This is a genomic window from Pseudomonas sp. SDO52101_S400, assembly GCF_054071635.1.
This window is the reverse complement of record NZ_JBSVWF010000011.1, coordinates 95,342-115,697: the sequence shown is the minus strand read 5'-3', so window position 1 is coordinate 115,697 and position 20,356 is coordinate 95,342. Positions and strand designations below refer to the sequence as shown.

Below are 20,356 nucleotides of genomic sequence, written 5' to 3'. Positions count from 1 at the left end.
ACACCCCACTATTAGAATTTTCCGAGCAAGTGCTGCGATCAAGGAGGATCCGGTGGCTCGGCCAGGAGCTGTCCATGTCTCAACCTCGCGCTCGGATCGCCTCGCAGCTGGGCCTCGCGCTCGCCGTGATACTGGCGGTTGTCATCAGTGGCAGTACGGTGTTCGCCCTGCGTTCGCTGGACACCGCCAACCTTGCCACCCGTGAAGAACACCTGGCCAGCGAAGCACGTCTGCTCGCCGACCAGTTGAGCACCTTCCACGGCACGCTGCGCGAAAGCACCCAGCGCCTGAGCGGGCTGTTCGAGAAGCGCTTCAGCGCGGGTTTGAGCATTCACCCGGATGAACCCGTGACGGTTGCCGGCACGCAGACGCCGGGCCTGCACCTGGGCGGCGAAGTGCTGAACAACAACTTCAAGGAAGTCGACGAGTTCAAGCAGATGACGGCCGGCGTCGCCACGCTGTTCGTGCGCAGTGGCGAAGACTTCGTGCGGGTCAGCACCTCGCTGACCAAACAGGACGGTACGCGTGCCATCGGCACCTTGCTCGATCATGCGCACCCGGCTTATGCGAAGTTGATGGCGGGGCAGGGCTATGTCGGCCGTGCCTTGCTGTTCGATCGCTCGTACATGACCCAATACACCCCGGTGCGCGATGGCAGCGGCAAGGTGATTGCGGTGCTGTTCGTCGGCTTCGATTACACCGACGCGCAGAACATCCAATTCGATAACCTCAAGCGCTTCCGCATTGGCCAGAGCGGTTCGCTGGCGCTGCTGGACGAGAAGAACCAGTGGCTGGTGGCGCCGGCCGGTGTGCAGGCTCTGGATCAAGCGGTTCCTGTGATCAATGATCTGGCGAAAGCACCGGGTAAAGGCCGGTTCTGGAGCGACAAGTCCGAAGACTTTTACAGCATCGCCGTGCCGTTCGAAGGCGGTCCATGGTCGGTGGTGGCGAGCATGCCGAAGGCGGAGATCCGCGCGGTGACCTGGAGCGTGGGCACCCAACTGGCGATCGGCAGTCTGTTGGCGATGCTGCTGGCGGTCGGCTCTGTGGTCTGGTTGCTGCGCAGCAAGCTGGCGCCTTTGGGCGATCTGGTGCGTCAGGCCGAAGCCTTGGGCGCCGGTGATCTGAGCGTGCGCCTGAATGTGTCGAGCAATGATGAAATCGGCCAGTTGGCCCGCGCCTTCAACCAGATGAGCCAGGCCCTGTCGACCATGGTCGAACACATCCGCCGCTCCTCGGAAGAGGTCAACAGCCGGGCCCAGGCGCTGTCCGGTTTGTCCGGTGGTGCTTATGAAGGCATGGAGCAGCAGTCGGGTGAAATCACCAGCATGGCCGGCGCCGTGGAAGAGTTCAGCGCCACCTCGCTGAACATCGCCGACAACATGGGCAACACCCAGCGTCTGGCCCAGGAAAACGCGCAACAGACCCAGATCGGGCGCACGTCGATGGAAGAGGCTTCTTCCTCGCTGGAGCAAATCGCTGGTGCACTGAACACCACCGCGACCGTGATCAACACCCTCGGTCAGCGCTCCCAGGAAATCGGCGGCATCGTCAGCGTGATCACCTCGATTGCCGAGCAGACCAACCTGCTGGCGCTCAACGCTGCGATTGAAGCCGCGCGCGCCGGTGAACAGGGCCGTGGCTTTGCCGTGGTGGCAGACGAAGTGCGCAACCTCGCTTCGCGCACCCGTCAGGCGACTGACGAAATCTCCGGGATGATTCACAGCATCCAGCAGGAAACCGGCAACGCCATCAGCACCATGGAGCAGGGCAACCTGCTGATGCAGGAAGGCCTGTCGCGCAACGCCAATGTCGCGTCGGCGCTGGCGCGGATCGATGAGCAGAGCCGCTCGGCAGGGCAACAGTTTGCTGCGATTACTACGGCGACCCAGGAGCAGAGCAGTACCGCTACGTTGCTGAGCAGTAACCTGCAAAGCATTGCGCTGGCCAACAGTGAGCAGCGTGAGGTGGTGTCGAACCTGGCGGTGACGGCCAAGGAGCTGGAGAAACTGGCAGCGGATCTGCGTTCCGAGGTTGATCGGTTTCGTTGATGCGGCGTGCCGGTTATTGGTACGCGGAGAGGTCTTCGCTGGAGTCGACCTCTCCCCACTCCCCTGAATAGGCAACCGCCTGGATCGCTACCCGACCGGCGTCGATGACGCGCTGCAGGGTATTGGTCATGTGCATCTTGTCGCACTGGCTTGAGGTTAATTCATCCCGTAGCCGCACGACTTCTGCCCAACCTGCGGGCGTGAAGCGCAGCAGCCCCATGTACTGGCCTTCGACTTCCCCCACCGATTGCGGTTTGTTGCCGATTTCGGCCAGCGTGTCGTCGCTATTGAGCCGGAATGTTTCAGCATCCAGCAGTGGATCGCCGAAACGCTGGGTCCACAGTTCCAGCCAGTTGGGGTCGTAGGTGACGGCCAGCAACGCTTCGCTGGTCATCAACGACCTGACGGCGTCCGGGCTGTAAAAAATATCCGAATAACTGACGATGCACGGCTGGCCTTCAAGCCAGGCTTCGGCGCAGGCCAGTGATGACACCATGTTGGTGTCTGCCCAGCGAGGGTTATGAAACTCGGTCAGGCCGCGGTCGGCCAGCAATTCGCGTTTGTAGCCGGTGACCACCGCGATTTCACTGATACCCGCTGCACGCAACGACTCCAGTTGCCATTCGAGCAGCGGCTTGCCGCGCAACTCCACCAGGCATTTGGGGCAATCATCCGTGAGGCTTTTCATGCGGCTGCCACGTCCGGCAGCCAGGATAATGGCTTTCACGACACATCGGTCCCTTGAGTTGTTTGAGTGGAATCGGTTTCGCCGAACAGCTGGCGAATGCGCTGAATATCGTGGGGTGCAAAATCCGTCTCGCGCTCCGGGTGCCACATCCAGCCTTCCCAAGGGCGAGACAGGTGCCGGATCGCTTCGATTTCGCCGTCCTCACTGCGCGCCAGAACTTCAAAGTCCTGCGGACAACTGGCCAGAGACTGGTTGTGATAGCTGTTGACCTCGGCGACGATCTCCCCGGACAGGCGATGCCGGGTGCGCACGTGCCCGCTGACCGCTTTCAGTTCGCTACCTGCCCAATGCCCCAGCATCTGCATGCCGCGGCAGATGCCCAGCACTGGCAGATTTCGCGAGCGTGCGTGATCGAGCAGGCGTGTCTCCGTGAGATCGCGGGCCAGGCACTGTCCGATGTCATTGCCACCGGACAACAGCAATGCCTGAGGCGATACAGCGGCCAGCCAGTGTTCGAGGCTGGCATCGACCAATCCGTTGGGCACCGGCAGGGGGATGAACCCCGCTGCCAGCAGAAAGTCGATCAGCCGTTGATCCAGGGCATCGCGGCTTTCGCCGCGCTCCGGATGCACGTCCACTCTCTGACTGACAGCGACCCGCTTCATGTCATCATCTCCACCCTGCGGCCCGGGCAGTCCAGATGCAGGATATCTGCTGTCGACCAGCGCCGGTAAAGCACTTCTCCAGCGCCAATGACGGCCGGCAGGCCGAGTTCACCGGCGCGAATCGCCATGTGCGAATTGGCTCCGCCCCACGCGGTAATCAGCCCGGCAATCGGATAAGCGAACAACCAGTCGAAACCGGGATCCGCGTTGGGAATGCAGACAATCGCCCCGGCCAGCCTTTCCCGGTCATCGCATTGCACCACGGGTGCCGTCACACGTTTTTGCGTGATGAAGTTGGGCGCCGTTTCCGGCCACTCGAAGCTCCAGACATCTTCCGGACAGGTGATTACGGGTGGCAGGGACACCTTCAGTGTTTCTGCGTAGCGCGCCTTGCCTTGTTCGATGCTGCGCAGCAGCACGTCTTTGGGATCGGCAGCGGCAACGTGCAGTTCCTGGAAGGCGCTGATATCGCAATAAGCCAGTTCTTCGCGGTCGATGCCGTACTCGGCGCCGACTTGCGCGATCAGCGCGAGGGCATCCGACAGGTTGCGGGTGAAATGAAACTTCGCCAGTTCGCGCAGCTCGATGCCGTTTTGCAGGAAGTCCAGCAGTCCTACCGGATCCGGTTGCAGGCCATGGGCCTCGAGCAGCTTCACGATCTCGCGCATCTGTGGCAGCGTCAGCGAAAACGGTTGCAGTGGCTCGGGGGCTGCTGGGCGCTGGTCCCAGTCGAAGTAGAGTTCCGGTGCTTCATCGTAACGTGGCGACAGAATGTCGTAGGTGCCGGGGCGCAGGTGCCCGTAGCGTGCGAGGAAAGTTGTCTTGTCGAGTGTCGCCCGATCACGCGCCAATTGACCGCTGACGGTTGAGACGCCGGCCATGAACGCATCGTAGTCGGCTTGCGAGAAAACACCCACGCTGACCAATGATCTGAGCATCTGCACCGCAACGAAACCCGCACGGGCCAGGCCGGCGAAGGGCAGGGTGCCGTAGCGTTTTGCGTCTTCGAGCAGCCAGTAGATGCGCTCCAGCGGATCGGCGTTGGAGGCCAGCAGCTCTTCGCGGCGGGCATTGAGCACATCAAGTTTGTTGGCGTCGCTGCGCCACAAACCATCCTTGGGATGCACGATGCGGTTAGTCAGTTTGCGCAGACTGGAACTGATGGCCTCCAGTTCGTGCGCGGAAAAGCCTGCACTGGCCAAGCGCTCCAGTTGTTGCGACAGGTCCAGGGTGTAGCAGGAGAAAACGATCTCGAACTCCACCTTGTCGTGCAGGGTCGGCTCCGCCAGCAACCGATCGATGTAGTAGTCGACCAGTCGCCCGGCCAGTCCCTCGTCGAGGTCTGCCGGGATGAACGAGTTGAACGACAAGCGCACATCGATATACGGCAAACCGAAAAAGTGCGGCATCAGCGGGAAGCTGCGCAAGTTGCGGTAGCCATAGTTGTGACGCTGGTAAGCCCAGATGGAGTCGGTCACCAGATCGCGATACAGCGACAGCGCCAGCGGTTTGGGGCGGATACCGATGATCTCTGCCGGGTTCCAGTCGGGCATCACGCCGTAGACCGTGCGCTGGCCGATCAGGAATGGATGCGGGCGCATGCCGCGCGCGATTTTCTGCTCGATATTTTGCAGGCGGGCAGCCTGCGCGGCTTCGGACTCTGCCCGGGCAGGCAGAATCAACGGCCGGGCCTGCAACAGCCACAAGGTCTCGCCTTCGGCTTCGCACGTCACCGCGAACTCGCAGTCGACGGGGCCACCGCCGAACAACCCCAGCAGTTCCTCAAGCAAAGCAATGATCGGTGAGAGGGCTGCGGGTGGTGAAACAGGGCTGTGCGCCGCCTGCTGCCACAACCGTCCACCCATGCCGCCGGTGACCGATGCGGTGTCGTCACCTTCCGACCAGTTCACCACACGGTACGGCGCGCAGGTATTCGGGTCGTGGGAAAACGCCACGCCGGAACGGATCACGTTGCCGAGCATGGGTTGAATCAGCACCTCGTCGCTCAGATGCGTCTCGCCATAACTGGCGATGACCTGCTCAACCGCCGACTCAAGCCCTGCTTCTTCGACATTCGGCACCGAGAGAAAGGCGCCGGCGAAAGAAGCCTCGGCGCTGTCCTCGCGGCCACAGCTGGAGCGCACGATCCAGGAGGGGGCAGGCAGCCGCCCGCGGATATCCTGAATGCAGGCGCGCCGATCCGCGTGCCACTGCTCCACGGTAAACGCGAGCAGCGGCGCAATGCGCGCAGACACGAGCCGCCCTTGCAGGCGCGACAAGGTGCCGGCCTTGGTAGAGAAATGCAGGGCCATCAGGCGTTATCTCAGCTGAGCGACCCAGATATTCGTCGAGTACGGGATCTGGATCGACGGCGTCTGCAGACTTTGCAGGTAATCGTCGATGGCGCTGATGACTTCGTGAAATTTCGCGCCCGCCTGACGTTCCAGCGTGGCGTGGGAGCGCCAGGCTTCCAGGCACTCTGCGATGGATTGCTCGTGGATGACCCGCGCATCCAGATGCACGACCGGGCCGAACAGCTCGCTGGCGTCGATCACGGCGGTCTGGTCTTCGCGACGGGTGCCGTAGCCATAGCCGGCGACGCGCTCTTTGATGATGGCTTCGATTCGCGCCTGAATCGGATCTTCCAGATTGCGGTGGTTCCACATGCAGGCAAACCAGCCGCGCGGTTTGAGAATGCGCGCGGTTTCCTTGAGTGCCTGCTGACGGTCGCAGACATTGAAGGAGCTGCCGAACGTGACCATGTCGAATGCCTGCGCCGCTTGCCCGGTCACTTCACCGGTGCCTTCGTGCCATTTGACATTGGCCAGCGCGGCGGTGCGCTTGATGCCGTTGGCGCGCATTGCATCGTTGGGTTCTACCGCAGTGACATCCAGGCCACGGGCGGCCAGCATCAGCGTCAAGTGTGCAACACCCGCGCCGACGTCGCAGAACTTGTCGCCTTGCTCGGCGCCAGCGATCGAGAGCATGGCGTCAATGGCGGCATCGGCGTAGTCAGGGCGCTTCAAGTAGGCATCGGCCAGAGTGGTGTAGTCCCATTCGGTTTTCATACTCAGTTCCTTCTATAAATTTTATTGATCAAGTCTTCTGCCAGGGTTTGCCTGGAGCGCTGCGGGTCGAACTCTACAAGCCAGTCTGCCGCTCGCGGTTCATCAATGGGCAGATCAAGCCCGGCAACGTTGTGCAGTTCCCCGGCATCGTATCGACGGTAGATCCCCTTCGGGTCGCGGCGACGCAATTCCTCGACCGGGACCTTCAAATAAACTTCGAAATAGCCGGGCAGGTGGGCGCGGTTCCATGCATGGACTTCGCGAAACAGCGAAATCGTTGCAATCACCACGGTCTGGCCTTGCGCGGCGATCATTCGGCACAGGTGGGCATATTGCATCGCCAGCGCCAGTCGTCCGTCGCGGCCATGGTTCTGAGAGTTGGCGGCGGTTGCGCCGAATACTTCGCGCAACTCATCGCCATCGAGCATGACCACCGATCGTCCTTCAGTACGCAGTCTGGCAACGAGTTCGCGGGCCAGCGTTGACTTGCCCGCACCTGAAAGGCCCGTAATCCAGATTACCTGTCCATCAGCATCACAGTTCATAGTGTTCTGACCGTGTTCGATTCGAGTGTATCGGCAGGCTGTTTCCTCACATGAGGGCTGGCGTGCTTTATTTTAATGTTTGTCCCGCTCGTTAATGTCGCCGAAAGAGTCAATCGAGAGCGGGCAATACTTCGACTCGTGCCGGTATTCAATCAGGTCGTGGAACACTTCCTGAGGCAGAGGCAAGTCGCTGTATTGTGCCTGGTAGAACTTGTTGTATATGTAATAACTGTCTTCTCGTTCCAGCAGGCTAAACCCTAGCGCCATGTCTCTGAGCTCATTGCTGCTTCTGGCAATTGGCAACAGGTTGTCCATTTGCTTTAGCCAGGCATCGACCGTGAGATTGCTTTCTTCGGTAAAGGGCACGTAATAAATCGGCAGCTTGCAGGTATTGAGCATGAACGAAACGCCACCGGTAGATGCATCGGTGATGACCGTGTCGCATTGTGTGTAGAAAGCTGTGCTGCTGGTGCCGGCCTTGTCGACGGTTATCCAGTCATAGGCAGACAGTTCTTCGCACAGAGCCTTTACGGTCGGATGGGAAAGTTCGGCCATGTACGGACGCAGGATGAATTTTGCGTGGGGAATTTGCGATTTGACTGCATTGATGACGGTCTGCAGGTTTTCATACAGTGTCGCCCCGTTTGGGCAGATACCCAGTTGGGTCGGCAGAAGCCCTACGACATAGTCGTCGGAAGTTTTTTTCGAAGGCGATGATGATTCAAAAAAGCCCGGAATCTTCACGGGCAGCGTAGCCACCGGACTGGTTTTGCGCATGTCCGAACGCAACGCCAGTCCATTGATGAGCATTGTTTTCAAAGACTTTCTGTCGCGACGGTATGCCTGCATTCCGGCCGTAATCAAATCAAAGCCCGACCGGGAAGAAGCGATGATCGCATCCCAGTAAGAAGTCAGCTCTGCGTAGTAATACTTGTCTTTGGTCGGCATGCCGACATTGCCGTGGCTGATGAAGATGCCAAAATTTGAATCGTCGAGCAGACGCCCGGCATAGGCATCATTTGAAATGACAACCTGCGATTTCAGGCTCGCAATGAAGTCATTGCCAACCTGCTTTACCGGGAAATCGAGGACGGCTTCGACTTCTTCTCGGCTTAAGTCGGTACGATCAGTATTGAGTACGACACAGTTGTACTTTTCTCGAAGCGAATTGAGCGCGGGGATCAGATACTCGAGATATGTTTTGCCACCACCCACCACGTTGCTGAGCAAGTAAACATTTTTCATTATGAAGTTGCGCTTTTAAAGTTTATTTAAATAAGGTCGATGTCAAGTCGGGTAATAATGCTGGACAAGGACTTTGTAGTTGTCTGGATTTAAATTGACGACCAGGTAAACGCATGCAAGCCAAGCTTGGCTTGAGTAACGACTGCACTGGTTGAATGACGGATTTGCCCGATAAGCAATAGATATCTTCTCCATGATGTCCAGCCTCCATTTCCACGCTGAAAAATGCTCTTCGTCTTGACGATGGACGGATAAATAATAAAAAGAGCGTCGCCGTTATATCACATCTCGGTCTATGGCCATCGGCATTCGGATGTTTATTTTTTGCCCCGCCCATTTGCGAGTAGCGTTGTCATTCTCACTGTGTTGCCGGCCGATACTGCAACGCCTCTGCCAAGTGCTCGCGTCGGACGTTTTCTTCCTGCCCCAGATCGGCCAACGTCCTGGCGACCTTGAGAAGTCGATGCGCCGAGCGCAGCGACAAAGTCAGCCGTTCACACGCCGATTCCAGCCAGTTCTCGTCGGTTGTGGATAACTTGCAGTGGCGACGCAGCCCCGGCAGATCAAGAAACGCATTGGCACATCCCTGACGTTTCTGTTGTCGCTCTCGGGCCTCGGCTACCAGCGCGGCGGCACTGGCGCTGTCTTCCCCTGGCTGGACCGCAGGGTTCAGCGCCGTTGCCTCCCGCGCCACCGTCAGGTGTAAGTCGATCCGGTCCAAGAGGGGGCCCGACAGCTTGTTGCGATAACGCTGAACCATGTCCGGCGTGCACGAACACTTGCCACTTGGTTCACCCAGATATCCACAGGGACACGGATTCATCGCCGCCACCAACTGGAAGCGCGCCGGAAAGCGCACGCGATCCTTGGCTCGGGCGATTACGATATGCCCGGACTCCAGCGGCTCGCGCAGCACCTCCAGCACCTTGCGATCAAACTCCGGCAGCTCATCGAGAAACAGCACGCCGTGATGGGCCAGGGTGATTTCGCCGGGTTGCGGTTTCGAACTGCCGCCAACCAGTGCCGGGCCTGATGCCGAGTGGTGTGGCTGGCGAAAAGGACGTTGCGGCCAATGGGTCAACGGCACGCCGCTGGCGACGGATTGAATGGCGGCCACCTCCAGTGCTTCGCATTCGGACAATGGCGGGAGCAGTCCCGGCAATCGACTGGCCAACAATGTCTTGCCCGTTCCCGGCGGCCCGCTGAACAACAGGTTGTGCGCGCCCGCCGCCGCGATCAGCAGCGCACGTTTGGCTGCCATTTGCCCCTGCACTTCGTTGAGATCGGGATAGGGTCTGGCGGCATGAATCAAGCCGTCCGATACATAAGGCTCCACGGGTGTGTGCCCGTTGAAATGTGCCACCGCTTCCAGCAGATGATCCACCGCAAACACCTTCAACCCCGAAGCAAGGCAGGCCTCCTCGGCATTCGCCCGCGGCACGACCAGCGCCCGCCCCGCCTTGCGCGCCGCCAGTGCCGCCGGCAACACCCCGCGCACCGCTCGTACGGCGCCGGACAACGCCAACTCACCGAGGCATTCCACCTCATCCAGCGTCAGACACGGAACCTGCACACTTGCCGACAGAATCCCCAAGGCAATCGCCAGATCAAACCGCCCGCCATCCTTGGGCAGATCCGCCGGCGCCAGATTCAAAGTGATCCGTCGCGCCGGAAACTGCAGTCCGGAATTGATGATCGCGCTGCGCACCCGATCCTTGCTCTCCTTCACCGCCGCCTCGGGCAGGCCGACCATGGTCAGCGACGGCAGGCCATTGGCCAGATGGACTTCGACGGTGACAGCGGGGGCTTCCACGCCAATCTGGGCGCGACTGTGGACGATGGAGAGAGACATGGTCGTTCCTTGAGCTGAATCGGGGAGCCGCTTCCTGCGGGTTTTTGAAGGGTAGTTGAGCCGGGTTTCAGTGCTGAAATAGAGGTTTACAAGACGTATCAAGATTCGATGGGCTGTCACTGCTTGCCTGAATTGGAGCGTTGACTCTCGACCGGCATTGACGGATCATCCCGTCCGAGGACTGCAACTGCGCATTCGTCGGGACTGGGCACCAGCAAAAGCTCCCCCGCATTTTTGGCAGCAGAGAAAGCTGGTTTCTCTGAAGTAGTGACGACGGGCGAGCCTGTCGGATTCTGAACCCAAGGCTGTAAAGCCAGGAGCTAAAGAATCGCTGCGACTACTCCTCAAAAAATACTTAAAAGGCGTCCATTGGACGCCTTTTTTATTTCTGATTGGATGATGCCCGTGGTATCTGCCCCACCAACGTGCCATGCGCGCGCTTTTGCGGGTACCAAGTCACCACGAAGTAACCAAATCCTGTGGCGCGCTCGTGTCGCGGTTCAAGAATCAGTGTTCCCATAGATGTCTTCAGTACCGCGACCCTGTTTCCACATCGCTGTTCTTTGAACTCGCAATAGATTTGCGCTCCCGGGACGATCATTTTCGCAACAATCGCTGCTACCCCATCGACAGTCTGGCAACCATGTTTGAGCAAGTCGGCTCTATGGGCTTCCCATACGTGTACTACGCCAAAACCGCTATTCGCTCGGCGGTGAATACCTATTCGCAAATAAATTTTCCCGCCTGGCAAGCCGAATTTTGGCATATCGGGGATCGTGCCGAAGATGTAGCCGCCATCTGGGTGCTGAACCAGCGTGTTTTCTTTGAGTTTGAGCAAGTCAGACAAGAGGGATCCAGAACCAGAGTGTCTGGCGATCAATGTGATTCGTCTGCAATTCGACTTGTTGGATCGACCAGCGCAGGCGAAAGCCACCAGCGTAATCACGGGGAAGAACTCACGTAATCAGGCTCAGACGCTGATTTTTGTAGGGCCGTGCCCTAATAGTTGTAGGACGTCGGCGAAAGGGTTTCGACGGTCTTGTATCGCGGAGTCGGATGCTCCAGTTTGGCCACTCAACGCAGCCTTTGGAGGCGAAAAATGGACCGCAATGGTACGCGCCCGATTCATCCGGGCGAGGTTCTGAATAAGGAATTCATGGAGCCGTTGGGCATGACCGTCATGGATCTGGCCATGCCCACGAAATGGCCCGAAAGTGAGATAGAAAAGCTTGTGAATTGCCAGCTCAGGATCTGCGCCGACCTGGCAATCAGACTTGCCATTCATCTCAACACCACGCCTGAGTTCTGGATGAATCTTCAGTCGACTTACGATTTACGAAGAGCCCAGCTCCGGCATGCGGGCTTATAGCGACTGCAGCATCCGCGAAGCCCTTTTCCACCAAGTGGCCGGCACTGGGTGTTTTCGTTTTTCCCGCTCTACCACCATCTGCGGCACATCCTGCAACCGAATCCACGGCTGGTTATTCCAGTGCAGCAAACTCAACGACATCTCGGGCCAATTCAGCAGGCTTAGCTGTGGGCGTTCGCTTGTCGTGGGGTGCTGGGCGTCGCGCAGGGTGGGGATGACTTGATGGGTGAGCCATTCGCGCAGGGCACGGTATTCGGGGCAGTAGTGGTAGACAAGGAGGGCATAGATGCCGGATTCGCTGATCAGGAGGGTGTTTTCGATCTGGTTGTGGATCAGGGTTTTGCGGGTTTGGTATTGGTCGGGGTCGAGTTTTCGCAGCATGCGTTCGTTGAGGTAAATGTGTAGCAGGCGGCCCAGATCGCGGGCAGAGAACCAGGGTTGGTTCTGGATGAGCAGGGCGTGGAGGGGGAGTTTGTGGCGGGTGAAAACCTGAGGAGTGAGATACGTATCTTCGTTATTCATTGAACAGCTCCTTTTGCTTTAGGGCTGCCCTCAATTGTCGCCAAACAATTGGGTGGCAGTCGTACGCGGGTTGGCGAACCGGAGCAAAAGGAACCCGGCAGACCCGAAGGTCTCCCACGCACAACCGCCATGACTCGATGTGGCGGTAAACATAGCCGCCATCATGGTTGTCGTGCGCCTTAAGCTTTCCGGGTCGCCAAACCCAGTGCTGAACATTCAGCATTGGGTGAGCTTAGGAATCAGGGCTTCACGACGCAATCGGACGGCGGGGGTGCAAGCTGTAGGATTCTGCCGAGATTCGGCAGCGAATCCTGAATGGCGGGAAGGTCGTTCCGACCTTCATTCGCGGGCAAGCCCGCTCCCACAAGGAGCCGCATTCACAAAGAAACGAGGTGTTACTCAGCCGGCGGCGTCAGCTTCGCTTCCATCTCCGCCACCTTCGCCTCAAGGCTCTCAAGTCGAGCGCGAGTCCGCGCCAGCACCACCATCTGACTGTCAAACTCTTCCCGGCTCACCAGGTCCAGTTTGCTGAAGGCGCTTTGCAGCAGCATCTTGAACTGGCTTTCGATTTCGGCTTTTGGCAACGGTGTGTCGCCGCTGAACAGGCGGGAGGCGGTGCCGCTCAGGGCGTCGAGGAAGTCTTTGGGCGCGAGCATGGGATATGTCCTGGAAACTATGGCCGGCAGTGTATCACGCAGTGTCTATAGTCATTCGCGCGGGCCGGGATGCACGCTTTTCGCGCAAAAGGACGAACGGCTGCGCACCGTTGTTGTGCGTATCCGGTGTGCCATTTCGGTGATGGCATCTGCGGCAGCGGCCAAGGGATTGAAATCAGGGGATTTTGGCGAGATGGCAAGCTTTCTGCTTAGTCGGTAGTGACCCATGCACTGATGCAGTCGCTGTGACGAATGCAGTGCGGCAGACGGAGCGGGGAGTTTCGTCAGCAGCGGTTAGCTGGCGTCAGTCGGGCAGGTAAGGCCGACGATGCGTTACAAAGCCAGGCACTGCGCTTAGACTTGAGTCGGGTTTGTTTTCCTGGGGCAAGTCCACCAATTCGGGAGAGAGTTTCATGAAGCTAGTCACTGCCATCATCAAGCCGTTCAAGTTGGACGACGTGCGCGAGTCGCTGTCCGAAATCGGCGTGCAGGGCATTACCGTTACTGAAGTCAAAGGCTTCGGGCGGCAGAAGGGTCACACCGAGCTGTATCGCGGCGCGGAGTACGTGGTCGATTTTCTGCCCAAGGTGAAAATCGACGTTGCCATCGACGACAAGGATCTGGATCGGGTTATCGAGGCGATAACCAAGGCTGCCAACACCGGCAAGATCGGTGACGGCAAGATCTTCGTGGTCAATCTGGAACAGGCGATTCGCATCCGTACCGGCGAAACCGATACCGACGCGATCTAAACGCCGCCACAAACCCAACGCCCCAGGAGAAAACAATATGACTCTGCGTAAATTCGCAGGGCTAGGCGCCCTGTTGTCCATCGTAATGCCCGGCCTGGCTTTGGCGGCAGATCCGGTGGCGCCTCCAGTCCTCAATTCCGGCGATACCGCCTGGATGCTGACCTCGACGGCCCTCGTGCTGTTCATGACCATTCCCGGCCTCGCGCTGTTCTACGGCGGCATGGTTCGGTCGAAAAACATTCTTTCCGTGATGATGCAGTGCTTCGCCATTACTGGCCTGGTCACCATCCTGTGGTTCCTTTATGGCTACAGCATGGCGTTCGATACCACCGGGATGGAAGCCAACGTCGTCAACTTCAACTCCTTCGTCGGCAGCTTCGGCAAGGCCTTCCTCGCGGGCATCACGCCTGCCAGCATTACTGGCCCGGCGGCGCTGTTCCCTGAAGCCGTGTTCGTCACTTACCAGATGACATTCGCCATCATCACTCCGGCGCTGATCGTCGGTGCCTTCGCCGAGCGCATGAAGTTCTCCGCGATGCTGGTGTTCATGGGCGTGTGGTTCACCCTGGTTTACGCGCCGATTGCGCACATGGTCTGGAGCGGTCCGGGCTCGCTGCTGGGTGACTGGGGCGTGCTCGATTTCGCCGGCGGCACCGTGGTGCACATCAACGCCGGTATCGCCGGTCTGGTGGCGTGCCTGGTGCTGGGCAAGCGCAAAGGCTTCCCGACCACCCCGATGGCGCCGCACAACCTCGGTTACACCCTGATGGGCGCCGCGATGCTGTGGGTCGGCTGGTTCGGCTTCAACGCCGGTTCCGCTGCGGCCGCCAACGGCACTGCCGGCATGGCGATGCTGGTCACCCAGATCGCAACCGCCGCTGCCGCACTGGGCTGGATGTTCGCCGAGTGGATCACCCACGGCAAACCTAGCGCACTGGGTATCGCATCCGGCGTGGTTGCAGGTCTGGTGGCAATCACTCCGGCCGCCGGCACCGTGGGCCCGATGGGTTCGCTGATCATCGGCCTGGCCGCAGGCGTGGTGTGCTTCTTCTGCGCGACCACCCTGAAACGCAAACTCGGTTATGACGATTCCCTGGACGCGTTCGGCGTGCACGGTATCGGCGGTATCCTCGGCGCAATCCTGACCGGCGTGTTCGCCGCGCCTGCGCTGGGTGGCTTCGGCACCGTCACCGACATTGCCGCGCAAGTCTGGATTCAGTGCAAAGGCGTCGGCTTCACGGTGATCTACACCGCGATCGTCACCTTCATCATTCTCAAAGTGCTGGATGCCGTGATGGGTCTGCGCGCTACCGAGGAAGAAGAATCGGTAGGCCTGGACCTGGCACAACACAACGAGCGCGGCTACAACCTGTAAGCAAGCGCCTAAAAAAACTTGCCCGGTTCTCCGGGCATTTTTTTGTCCGGAATTTGTCATCCTCGAGATGGCTGAAAGGATTTTTCGTACTGCTTTGGTCGTGTTTACGACGGGGGTTTTTCTACGGCCAATGGCTTACACCATTGAAGGAATATTAGGGCCTTTGTTTTTTTTCAGAGCGCGCTAGAATGCGCCCCGAACGTGCGGAGAACTGTATGTGGCAACAGACTCTGATAACCCTGCGGGCACGGCCCCGGGGCTTTCATCTGGTAACGGAAGAGTTGCTCGCCGGACTGCCTGAACTCAAGGCATGCCGGGTCGGTCTGTTGCATTTGTGGCTGCAGCATACCTCGGCGTCGTTGACCATCAACGAGAACGCCGATCCGGCGGTACGTCGCGACTTCGAACGATTTTTCAATCGTCTGATCCCACAAGGAACAGACGGCTATGAGCATAACGACGAAGGCCTGGACGACCTCCCGGCGCACTTCAAGGCCAGCGTGCTGGGCTGTCAGATCAGCCTGCCGGTTTCGGCGGGTCGGCTGGCACTGGGCACCTGGCAAGGCGTTTACCTGGGTGAGCACCGCGATCATGGCGGTGCCCGCAAAGTCCTCGCCACCTTGCACGGTGAAGGGGCATAAACCGTTGGTCACCAATGGTTACCGATTTTTTTACGGCGACTTTCGACAGTCGCTAAAGCTGGTCTATAACTAATCTGCTTTTCGCAAGTCATGAGGTAGAACATGAGCGACGATGATCTGGAAAACGACGACCTCGAAGTAGGCGACGAAGACGAGGCCGAGGACGGTCTGGAAGCAGCAGCGGAAGACGTTGCTGAAGACGATGGCGGTGACGATACGCCGGCCCCGGCTGCCAAAGGCAAGGCCAAGGCTGCGGTGTCGGTCGATGAGTTGCCGAGCATCGAAGCCAAGAACAAGGAGCGCGATGCCCTGGCCAAGGCCATGGAAGAGTTCCTTGCGCGCGGCGGCAAGGTGCAGGAAGTGGAGGCCAATGTGGTCGCCGATCCGCCCAAGAAGCCGGACAACAAGTACGGTAGCCGCCCTATCTGAGGCGAGTCGCTTGCTTGCTGAAAAAGCCCGCCGTCGCTGCGGGCTTTTTCATGGGTGCAGGAAATCTACCCGCGGCTGTTCCAACGGGCGAGCACAGCGGGCAGGTCGTTCAGGCTGCGAATCTCGGCATCCGGCAAACGCTCTGCTTCCCAGACCTTGCCGGCCGGGTTGAACCAGATGGCACGCAAGCCGGCCTGCTGTGCCCCGGCGATGTCATCCCCCGGATGATCGCCGATATGTACCGCCGCGTCGGCGCTCACGCCGCCGCGCTGCAGGGCTTCATGGAACAGGCGCGCATCCGGCTTGGCGATGCCGATGTCTTCGGCGCACAGCGCAAACTTGAAATAATCCGCCAGCCCGAGGCGGCGCACATCGGCGTTGCCGTTGGTGACCACGCCGAGGGCGTAATGTTTGGCGAGGGTTTCCAGGATCGGTTCGACTTCCGGGAACACCTCGATCTGATGCCGGGCATGCAGAAACACTTCAAAACTCTTGTCCGCCAGCTCCGAGGCTTCACCGTGGGCATAACCTGCTTCTTCCAGGGCGTGGAACAGCACCCGCCGACGCAACGCACTGATGCGGTGCTTGAGTCCCGGTTCGCTGGCCAGCACCCGTTCGCGGATCGACCACAGATGTTCCACCGGCACTGCGCCCAGATTCGGCGCATGTTCGCTCAGCCATTCGCGCAAAACCGCTTCGGCGCTGACGATCACCGGGGCGGTGTCCCACAGGGTGTCGTCGAGGTCGAAGGTGATCAACTGGATGCTCATGAATCGTCGCCTTTCATGCGTTTGGCCCGTGGATGGGCGCTGTCGTAGACCGCCGCCAGGTGCTGGAAGTCCAGATGGGTGTAGATCTGGGTGGTCTTGATGTCCGAGTGGCCGAGCAGCTCCTGCACCGCGCGCAGGTCCTGGGAGGATTCCAGCAAGTGGCTGGCGAAAGAGTGCCGCAGCATGTGCGGATGCAGGTTCTGCCCCAGTTCACGCTCGCCGGCCAGTTTGACCCGCACTTGAATTGCTCGTGGCCCGAGGCGTCGACCTTGCTGGCTGACGAACACCGCATCATCCGCCGGGTTGGTCAGCGCACGCAGCGGCAGCCATTGTTCCAGTGCTTCCCGGGCTTTTTTGCCGACGGGCAACAAGCGCGTCTTGCTGCCTTTGCCGAGCACCTGGACCATGCCATCGGCGAGGTCGAGTTGATCGAGGTTGAGCCCGGTCAGCTCCGACAGGCGCAGGCCGGAGGAGTAGAACAGCTCAAGAATCGCCTGATCGCGCCGGGCCAGGAAATCGTCCTCCACGGCGCCTTCGAGCAGTTGCAGGGCACGGTCGGTATCGAGTGTTTTCGGCAGACGGCGTTCGCCTTTGGGCGGTGCCAGACCCGTGGCCGGGTCGTGATCGCAGAGGCCTTCGCGATTCAAATAGTGATAGAGCCCGCGCACCGCCGAGAGCAGTCGCGCCAGGCTGCGTGAAGACTGGCCCTGGGCATGCAGGCGGGCGATCAGGCTGCGCAGGCGCTGGATGTCCAGGGCCTGCCAGCTGCCGACGTTCTGTTTGTTGCACCAGCCGAGGACTTTATCGAGGTCGCGTCGGTAGGCCGACAGCGTGTGCGGCGACACCTGCCGCTCACTGCGCAGGTGTTCGCAGTAAGCGTCCAGTTGTCTTTCCATGGTCAGCGTACCGAGCGCAGGGAGCTGTTGACCCGTGGCAGCACGCGGCCCATGACTTCGGCGATGTAGCTCAGGAACAGCGTGCCGACCGAGCTCTTGTAGTGCTGCGGATCACGGCTGGCGATGGCCAGAATCCCGTGGATGCCCTGGTGGCTGACAGCGACCACGGCGGTGGAGCCGATCTGTTTGCGCTGCTCTTCGCCGAACAGGAAGTCGAGTTCGTGTTCGCGCAGGCTGCCGCTGACGCTTTTGCCTTCGGTGAGCAGGCCGCCAATGGCGGTTTGCGCGTCGGCGTGGGTCACCCAGCGGCCGACCGGAGCCGGGTTGTCACCAAGAAGGATCAGGCTGACAAAGGGCACCTGGAAGTCCTGGCGCAGACTGTCTTCGACGCTGATCACCACATCTTCCAGTGTCGCAGCATCCATCAGGGCGAGGATCAGGCGACGGGTCTTGTCGAACAGGCGATCGTTGTCCCGGGCCACGTCCATCAGGTGCGAGAGGCGGTGACGCATCTCGATGTTGCGGTCGCGCAGGATGGACATCTGGCGCTCGACCAGCGACACGGTGTCGCCGCGACGATGGGGAATGCGCAGGGATGGCAGCAGTTCTTCATGTTCGACGAAGAAGTCCGGATGAGCCTCCAGGTACGCGGCAACCGCTGCCGCCTCCAGGCTCTCGGACGCTGATTCACCGGACTGTCGGGCGGGTACCTGAGGCTTATCGGTCATGACTTCTGCTCACTCAAAGACGGACTTGTCCTTCGTATACACGCACTGCCGGACCGGTCATCAGCACCGGTTGGCCAGGGCCTGCCCATTCGATGGACAGGCGCCCGCCCGGCAGGTCGATCAGCAGTGGCGAATCCATCCACCCCTGGCTGATCGCAGCTACAGCAGCAGCGCAGGCGCCGGTGCCGCAGGCCTGGGTTTCCCCGGCGCCACGTTCCCAGACGCGCAATTGTGCGCGGTTACGGTCGATGACCTGGATGAAACCGACGTTGACCCGCGCCGGAAAGCGCGGGTGGTGTTCGATTTTCGGCCCCAGCTCATGCACCGGTGCGGTGTTGATGTCCTGCACACGCAGCACGGCGTGGGGGTTGCCCATCGACACCGCTGCGAGTTCGACCGATGTACCGTCGACGTCCACCTGATAGCTCAGAGCCTGCTCGGTCGCCTGGAACGGAATGTCCGCCGGAACCTGGCGCGGGGCGCCCATGTTCACGCCGATCTGGCCGTCGTTACGCACGTCCAGTTCGATGATCCCGCCCTTGGTCTCGACGCGAATCAGGCGCTTGGCGGTCAGGCGCTTGTCGAGCACGAAGCGCGCAAAGCAGCGCGCACCGTTGCCGCACTGCTCCACTTCGGAACCGTCGGAGTTGAAGATCCGGTAGCGGAAATCCACATCCGGATTGCTTGGCGCCTCGACGATCAGCAACTGGTCGAAACCGATGCCGGTGTGTCGGTCGCCCCACATTTTTGCGTGCTTGGGCTGAATGTGCGCGTGCTGGCTGACCAGGTCGAGGACCATGAAGTCGTTGCCCAGGCCGTGCATCTTGGTAAAACGCAGCAGCATGGGGTTACTCCGGCAGCAGGCTTTCGCCGGCAAACAGCTCGGCCACGGTCTCGCGGCGACGCACTTCAAATACCTGATCGCCATCTACCAGCACTTCGGCGGCACGGCCACGAGTGTTGTAGTTGGAGCTCATCACAAAACCGTAGGCACCGGCCGAATGCACGGCCAGCAGGTCGCCTTCTTCCAGCGCCAGTTCGCGATCCTTGGCGAGGAAGTCGCCGGTTTCGCAGATCGGGCCGACCACGTCGTACTTGCGTGCGGCGGTGACACGCGGTTTGACTGCGGTCACGTCCATCCACGCCTGGTACAGGGCCGGGCGGATCAGGTCGTTCATGGCTGCGTCGACGATGGCGAAGTCTTTGTGCTCGGTGTGCTTGAGGTACTCGACTTGAGTCAGCAGCACGCCGGCGTTGGCGACGATGAAGCGGCCCGGCTCGAATACCAGCGCCAGATCACGACCGTCGAGACGCTCGCGCACAGCCTTGATGTAATCAGCGGCCAATGGCGGCTCTTCATCGCGATAACGCACACCCAGCCCGCCACCCAGATCGATGTGGCGCAGATGGATGCCGCAATCGCCCAGACGATCCACCAGATCGAGCAAGCGATCGAGGGCATCGAGGAACGGAGGAAGAGTGGTCAGTTGCGAGCCGATGTGGCAGTCGACACCGACCACTTCCAGGTTCGGCAGGTGCGCGGCACGCACGTACACGTCTTCGGCGTCGGCGATGGCGATGCCGAACTTGTTCTCTTTGAGACCGGTGGAAATGTACGGGTGGGTGCCGGCATCGACGTCCGGGTTCACGCGCAGCGAGATCGGTGCGCGAACGCCCAGCTCGGCGGCAACCACTTGCAGGCGCTCCAGCTCGTCGGTGGATTCGACGTTGAAGCAATGCACGCCGACTTCCAGCGCGCGACGCATGTCGTCACGGGTCTTGCCGACGCCGGAGAACACGATCTTGTCAGGGCTGCCGCCGGCGGCCAGGACGCGTTCCAGCTCGCCACGGGAGACGATGTCGAAACCGGCACCGATACGGGCCAGGACATTCAGTACGCCGAGGTTGGAGTTGGCCTTGACCGCGTAGCACACCAGATGCGGCATGCCGGCCAGCGCATCGGCGTAGGCCAGGTACTGAGCCTCGATGTGGGCGCGGGAGTAGACGTAGGTCGGTGTGCCGAAGCGATCGGCGATGGCGGACAGCGCCACACCTTCCGCGAACAGCTCCCCGCCACGGTAGTTAAAAGCGTCCATGGCGATCC

The 20,356-nt window shown here is 60.1% G+C and carries 21 protein-coding genes; 6 read left to right on the top strand and 15 right to left on the bottom strand.

Annotated features, from left to right (window positions below):
• Positions 1-74: 74 nt before the first annotated feature.
• The gene (locus ACW9HX_RS08190; protein ID WP_457380196.1) at positions 75-2,051 is read left to right on the top strand and encodes a methyl-accepting chemotaxis protein; all 1,977 of its coding nucleotides are present in this window, start codon (positions 75-77) and stop codon (positions 2,049-2,051) included.
• A 13-nt stretch (positions 2,052-2,064) separates the two neighbouring features.
• Here ACW9HX_RS08190 and ACW9HX_RS08185 read toward each other — a convergent pair whose 3' ends face one another.
• From ACW9HX_RS08185 to ACW9HX_RS08150, 8 genes are all read right to left on the bottom strand, one after another.
• Positions 2,065-2,778 (bottom strand): phosphocholine cytidylyltransferase family protein, encoded by a 714-nt coding sequence (locus ACW9HX_RS08185; protein WP_064589799.1) that lies wholly within the window; start codon positions 2,776-2,778, stop codon positions 2,065-2,067.
• Entirely contained in the window at positions 2,775-3,404 is a 630-nt protein-coding gene (locus ACW9HX_RS08180) for a gamma-glutamyl-gamma-aminobutyrate hydrolase family protein (RefSeq protein ID WP_457380195.1), read from the bottom strand. Before ACW9HX_RS08180 ends, ACW9HX_RS08185 begins: the two co-directional genes overlap by 4 nt.
• Positions 3,401-5,716 (bottom strand): PEP-utilizing enzyme, encoded by a 2,316-nt coding sequence (locus ACW9HX_RS08175; RefSeq protein ID WP_064589797.1) that lies wholly within the window; start codon positions 5,714-5,716, stop codon positions 3,401-3,403. Before ACW9HX_RS08175 ends, ACW9HX_RS08180 begins: the two co-directional genes overlap by 4 nt.
• A 6-nt stretch (positions 5,717-5,722) precedes the next feature.
• Entirely contained in the window at positions 5,723-6,472 is a 750-nt protein-coding gene (locus ACW9HX_RS08170) for a class I SAM-dependent methyltransferase (protein ID WP_064589796.1), read from the bottom strand.
• A gap of 2 nt (positions 6,473-6,474) precedes the next feature.
• On the bottom strand, positions 6,475-7,017 hold the full coding sequence (locus ACW9HX_RS08165) for an adenylyl-sulfate kinase (RefSeq protein WP_457380194.1): 543 nt from the start codon (positions 7,015-7,017) through the stop codon (positions 6,475-6,477).
• Positions 7,018-7,089: 72 nt separating this feature from the next.
• Positions 7,090-8,262, bottom strand: coding sequence for a hypothetical protein (locus ACW9HX_RS08160; protein ID WP_457380193.1), 1,173 nt, complete (start codon positions 8,260-8,262; stop codon positions 7,090-7,092).
• Positions 8,263-8,620: 358 nt separating this feature from the next.
• The gene (locus ACW9HX_RS08155) at positions 8,621-10,114 is read right to left on the bottom strand and encodes a YifB family Mg chelatase-like AAA ATPase (RefSeq protein WP_457380192.1); all 1,494 of its coding nucleotides are present in this window, start codon (positions 10,112-10,114) and stop codon (positions 8,621-8,623) included.
• Positions 10,115-10,496: 382 nt separating this feature from the next.
• A complete protein-coding gene (locus ACW9HX_RS08150; RefSeq protein ID WP_457380191.1) occupies positions 10,497-10,961 on the bottom strand; it encodes a hypothetical protein in 465 nt (154 codons plus the stop codon).
• A gap of 252 nt (positions 10,962-11,213) precedes the next feature.
• Here ACW9HX_RS08150 and ACW9HX_RS08145 point away from each other — a divergent pair, with 252 nt between their 5' ends.
• A complete protein-coding gene (locus tag ACW9HX_RS08145) occupies positions 11,214-11,483 on the top strand; it encodes a HigA family addiction module antitoxin (RefSeq protein WP_457380190.1) in 270 nt (89 codons plus the stop codon).
• On the opposite strand, the gene ACW9HX_RS08140 is transcribed toward ACW9HX_RS08145, so the two are convergent.
• Together ACW9HX_RS08140 and ACW9HX_RS08135 are read right to left on the bottom strand one after the other, a co-directional pair.
• Complete coding sequence (locus ACW9HX_RS08140) at positions 11,478-12,005, bottom strand: BRO-N domain-containing protein (protein WP_192559280.1); 528 nt, start codon at positions 12,003-12,005, stop codon at positions 11,478-11,480. The two genes, ACW9HX_RS08145 and ACW9HX_RS08140, sit on opposite strands and share 6 nt — an antisense overlap.
• Before the next feature lie 395 nt (positions 12,006-12,400).
• Entirely contained in the window at positions 12,401-12,661 is a 261-nt protein-coding gene (locus ACW9HX_RS08135; RefSeq protein ID WP_007920416.1) for an accessory factor UbiK family protein, read from the bottom strand.
• 413 nt (positions 12,662-13,074) lie between these two features.
• On the opposite strand from ACW9HX_RS08135, the gene glnK reads away from it, so the two are divergent.
• The 4 genes from glnK (at position 13,075) to sutA (ending at position 15,858) form a co-directional block, all read left to right on the top strand.
• Complete coding sequence (glnK, locus tag ACW9HX_RS08130) at positions 13,075-13,413, top strand: P-II family nitrogen regulator (protein ID WP_002555808.1); 339 nt, start codon at positions 13,075-13,077, stop codon at positions 13,411-13,413.
• A 37-nt stretch (positions 13,414-13,450) separates the two neighbouring features.
• A complete protein-coding gene (locus tag ACW9HX_RS08125; RefSeq protein ID WP_096817333.1) occupies positions 13,451-14,788 on the top strand; it encodes an ammonium transporter in 1,338 nt (445 codons plus the stop codon).
• Between the two features lie 215 nt (positions 14,789-15,003).
• Positions 15,004-15,429 (top strand): secondary thiamine-phosphate synthase enzyme YjbQ, encoded by a 426-nt coding sequence (locus ACW9HX_RS08120; RefSeq protein WP_457380189.1) that lies wholly within the window; start codon positions 15,004-15,006, stop codon positions 15,427-15,429.
• A gap of 102 nt (positions 15,430-15,531) precedes the next feature.
• Positions 15,532-15,858: a transcriptional regulator SutA gene (gene sutA / locus ACW9HX_RS08115; RefSeq protein WP_007951900.1), complete on the top strand. Its 327-nt coding sequence runs from the start codon at positions 15,532-15,534 to the stop codon at positions 15,856-15,858.
• 65 nt (positions 15,859-15,923) lie between these two features.
• Here the strand turns inward: sutA and ACW9HX_RS08110 are convergent, their stop codons facing one another.
• Genes ACW9HX_RS08110 through lysA form a run of 5 tightly spaced genes read right to left on the bottom strand, consistent with a single transcriptional unit; the run spans position 15,924 to position 20,348 of the window.
• Positions 15,924-16,628 carry an HAD family hydrolase gene (locus ACW9HX_RS08110; protein WP_457380188.1) on the bottom strand — a complete coding sequence of 235 codons (705 nt, stop codon included), beginning with the start codon at positions 16,626-16,628 and terminating at the stop codon, positions 15,924-15,926.
• Positions 16,625-17,524 carry a tyrosine recombinase XerC gene (gene xerC, locus ACW9HX_RS08105; RefSeq protein ID WP_085708922.1) on the bottom strand — a complete coding sequence of 300 codons (900 nt, stop codon included), beginning with the start codon at positions 17,522-17,524 and terminating at the stop codon, positions 16,625-16,627. The genes ACW9HX_RS08110 and xerC overlap by 4 nt, the downstream gene beginning before the upstream one ends.
• Before the next feature lie 2 nt (positions 17,525-17,526).
• A complete protein-coding gene (locus ACW9HX_RS08100) occupies positions 17,527-18,252 on the bottom strand; it encodes a DUF484 family protein (protein WP_457380187.1) in 726 nt (241 codons plus the stop codon).
• Between the two features lie 13 nt (positions 18,253-18,265).
• Positions 18,266-19,096 (bottom strand): diaminopimelate epimerase, encoded by an 831-nt coding sequence (gene dapF / locus ACW9HX_RS08095; protein WP_096817338.1) that lies wholly within the window; start codon positions 19,094-19,096, stop codon positions 18,266-18,268.
• Between the two features lie 4 nt (positions 19,097-19,100).
• Positions 19,101-20,348 carry a diaminopimelate decarboxylase gene (lysA, locus tag ACW9HX_RS08090; RefSeq protein WP_457380186.1) on the bottom strand — a complete coding sequence of 416 codons (1,248 nt, stop codon included), beginning with the start codon at positions 20,346-20,348 and terminating at the stop codon, positions 19,101-19,103.
• Positions 20,349-20,356: the final 8 nt, after the last annotated feature.

Bases quoted from the DNA above. Each gene is read 5' to 3' on its own strand.
- ACW9HX_RS08190 (WP_457380196.1), top strand. From the start codon at position 75: ATGTCTCAACCTCGCGCTCGGATCGCCTCGCAGCTGGGCCTCGCGCTC.
- ACW9HX_RS08180 (WP_457380195.1), bottom strand. From the start codon at position 3,404: ATGAAGCGGGTCGCTGTCAGTCAGAGAGTGGACGTGCATCCGGAGCGC.
- ACW9HX_RS08175 (WP_064589797.1), bottom strand. From the start codon at position 5,716: ATGGCCCTGCATTTCTCTACCAAGGCCGGCACCTTGTCGCGCCTGCAA.
- ACW9HX_RS08170 (WP_064589796.1), bottom strand. From the start codon at position 6,472: ATGAAAACCGAATGGGACTACACCACTCTGGCCGATGCCTACTTGAAG.
- ACW9HX_RS08165 (WP_457380194.1), bottom strand. From the start codon at position 7,017: ATGAACTGTGATGCTGATGGACAGGTAATCTGGATTACGGGCCTTTCA.
- ACW9HX_RS08160 (WP_457380193.1), bottom strand. From the start codon at position 8,262: ATGAAAAATGTTTACTTGCTCAGCAACGTGGTGGGTGGTGGCAAAACA.
- ACW9HX_RS08155 (WP_457380192.1), bottom strand. From the start codon at position 10,114: ATGTCTCTCTCCATCGTCCACAGTCGCGCCCAGATTGGCGTGGAAGCC.
- ACW9HX_RS08145 (WP_457380190.1), top strand. From the start codon at position 11,214: ATGGACCGCAATGGTACGCGCCCGATTCATCCGGGCGAGGTTCTGAAT.
- ACW9HX_RS08140 (WP_192559280.1), bottom strand. From the start codon at position 12,005: ATGAATAACGAAGATACGTATCTCACTCCTCAGGTTTTCACCCGCCAC.
- ACW9HX_RS08135 (WP_007920416.1), bottom strand. From the start codon at position 12,661: ATGCTCGCGCCCAAAGACTTCCTCGACGCCCTGAGCGGCACCGCCTCC.
- glnK (WP_002555808.1), top strand. From the start codon at position 13,075: ATGAAGCTAGTCACTGCCATCATCAAGCCGTTCAAGTTGGACGACGTG.
- ACW9HX_RS08125 (WP_096817333.1), top strand. From the start codon at position 13,451: ATGACTCTGCGTAAATTCGCAGGGCTAGGCGCCCTGTTGTCCATCGTA.
- ACW9HX_RS08120 (WP_457380189.1), top strand. From the start codon at position 15,004: ATGTGGCAACAGACTCTGATAACCCTGCGGGCACGGCCCCGGGGCTTT.
- sutA (WP_007951900.1), top strand. From the start codon at position 15,532: ATGAGCGACGATGATCTGGAAAACGACGACCTCGAAGTAGGCGACGAA.
- ACW9HX_RS08110 (WP_457380188.1), bottom strand. From the start codon at position 16,628: ATGAGCATCCAGTTGATCACCTTCGACCTCGACGACACCCTGTGGGAC.
- xerC (WP_085708922.1), bottom strand. From the start codon at position 17,524: ATGGAAAGACAACTGGACGCTTACTGCGAACACCTGCGCAGTGAGCGG.
- ACW9HX_RS08100 (WP_457380187.1), bottom strand. From the start codon at position 18,252: ATGACCGATAAGCCTCAGGTACCCGCCCGACAGTCCGGTGAATCAGCG.
- dapF (WP_096817338.1), bottom strand. From the start codon at position 19,096: ATGCTGCTGCGTTTTACCAAGATGCACGGCCTGGGCAACGACTTCATG.
- lysA (WP_457380186.1), bottom strand. From the start codon at position 20,348: ATGGACGCTTTTAACTACCGTGGCGGGGAGCTGTTCGCGGAAGGTGTG.